General features: G+C 68.1%; 1 protein-coding gene and 1 pseudogene. Both read left to right on the top strand.

Going from position 1 to position 2,185, the window contains the following annotated elements; all coding sequences use genetic code 11:
- The first annotated feature begins 237 nt into the window (after positions 1-237).
- On the top strand, positions 238-1,569 hold the full coding sequence (locus tag IEZ19_RS49575) for an IS110 family RNA-guided transposase (RefSeq protein WP_308429111.1): 1,332 nt from the start codon (positions 238-240) through the stop codon (positions 1,567-1,569).
- 68 nt (positions 1,570-1,637) lie between these two features.
- Positions 1,638-2,185 (top strand): annotated as a pseudogene (locus IEZ19_RS49570) (IS1182 family transposase); the annotation flags it as partial.

Here is a 2,185-nt window from a genome sequence, read left to right as displayed (position 1 = left end):
GCCATGGAGTTGGACGACCCCGGCTTCCACCACAGTTTGCGTATCCCTGCGTGACGCCTTGCCCCGGCGTGAAAATGGGGTCGGCGGCTGTCCGTCGACGTCGGCAGCACCTTGGGGGGTGGATCCCGCACCACAGTCTGACGCCGGAGCTGGCCTGAGGGGCCGTGCACTGTTGCCTCGAGCACGCCATTCAGCTTGCCGATGTCCCCTCCGCTCCATGGGCAGCCGCCGCCTGTCATGCATCCAAGTGGAAGCGAGGTGAGGATGGTGCCAGAGACACAAGAGCTCGGCACGACTGAGGACTTGGTGGAGAGGGTCGCGGCGATTGATGTCGCGAAGGCGTCGGGGATGGTGTGTATGCGCCTGCCCCACGCGACCCGGACGGGACGTCGGGTCCAGGAGGTGTGGAACGTTCCGTCGACCACCACCGCGATTCTGGAGCTGGGTGACCGCCTGGTCTGCCAGGGTGTCACCCGGGTGGTGATGGAGGCCACCGGCGCGTACTGGAAGCCGTACTTCTTCTTGCTGGAAGCCCGCGGCCTGGAATGCTGGCTGGTCAACGCCCGTGACGTGAAGAACGTTCCGGGACGGCCCAAGACGGACAAGCTGGATGCGGTCTGGCTGGCCAGGCTCACCGAGCGGGGCATGCTGCGCCCTTCGTTCGTGCCGCCGAAACCGGTGCGGCAACTGCGTGACCTGACCCGCCTGCGCGCGGCCCTCAACCAAGAGCGCTCTCGGCACAAGCAGCGGGTGGAGAAGATCCTGGAGGATGCGCAGATCAAGGTGACCAGCGTGCTCACCGACCTGTTCGGCGCCTCCGGCCGGGACATGCTCGCCGCCCTCATCGCCGGCGAACGCAGCCCCCGCGTCCTCGCCGATCTGGCCCGCGGCAATCTGGTCCGCAAGAAGGCCACCCTGGCCGACGCTCTGACCGGGCAGTTCGAGGACCACCACAGCTTCCTCTGCCAGACACTGCTGGACAGCATCGACCACCTCACCGGGCAGATCGCACGGCTGAACGAGCAGATCACCGCCGCTGTTCAGGACCTGCCCGGACCGGAGGAACACACACGCCCCGGGCCCTCGCTCGTCGAGCGGCTCGATGCCATTCCCGGTGTCGGACCCACCACCGCCCACATCCTGCTGGCCGAACTCGGCCCGGACATGGCGGTGTTCCCCACCGCAGATCACCTGGCCAGCTGGGCCAAGCTCACCCCGCGGACCACGCAGTCCGGTGCCAAACGCGGGTCCAGTCCGACCGGCCGGGGCAACCCCTGGCTCAAGAGTGCCCTCGGTGAAGCAGCCAGCGCCGCTGCCCGAACCGACACCTACCTCGGCGCGCGATACAGACGCATCGTCAAACGCCGCGGGCGCAAGAAGGCCCTGGTCGCCGTCGCTCGCTCAATCCTGATCATCGCCTGGCACCTGATCAATGATCCCGACACCACCTTCTGCGACCTCGGCTCCGACTACCACGAACGCCTGATCGACCCGAAACGCCGTACTCGCGACCTTGTGCGCCAACTCAACGCGCTTGGCCACGATGTCACTCTCACCCCCGCAAGCTGACCGCCATCTCAAGCTCTGGCCAATGAACGCGTCAGCATGCCCGTGACCTGGGGAACTTTCCATTCAGCGTGCTGGCCGACTTCCGCGACCGTCTCACCGAAGGCGACCGCGCCGACCGCCTCCTCGACCTCGCGCTGGCCCGTCTCAGGGAGGCCGGTCTGGTGCGCGAGCGCACCACGCAACGCACCGACTCCACCCATGTCCTGGCCGCGGTCCGTGACCTGACCCGGCTGGAGATGGTCACCGAGGCGGTACGCGCCGCGCTGGAGGAAGTCGCCGGCACCGCCCCGCACCTGCTGGACGAGGTGGTCGACGAGGATTGGGGGCGCCGTTACGGCCGTCCGGTCCGCCTGGGGAAGAACCCCACCAAGCCCAAGACCAGGATCCTCGCCACCGGCAACGACGCCGTCCGGCTCCTGGAGCACCTCTACCAGCGCGAGGGAGGCCGCGCGTTTGGCCCCCGCGTCCAGGCCCTGCGCCAGATCCTGGTGCAGAACTATCACCGCGATGCCGCAGGCCACTTGCGCTGGCGCACCGCCGAGACGGAAGACGGCCCAGGGCTGCCACCCTCGTCCCGGGCGATCGTCTCGCCCTACGACACCTCGGCCCGCTACGC

This window comes from Streptomyces brasiliensis (assembly GCF_014647875.1).
Classification (GTDB): Bacteria; Actinomycetota; Actinomycetes; order Streptomycetales; family Streptomycetaceae; genus Streptomyces; species Streptomyces brasiliensis.
Note: the sequence above shows the minus strand (reverse complement) of the source record. Positions and strands in the feature narration are given on the sequence as shown.

Coding starts and splice junctions, on each gene's coding strand:
- IEZ19_RS49575 (WP_308429111.1), top strand. CDS start 238: ATGCATCCAAGTGGAAGCGAGGTGAGGATGGTGCCAGAGACACAAGAG.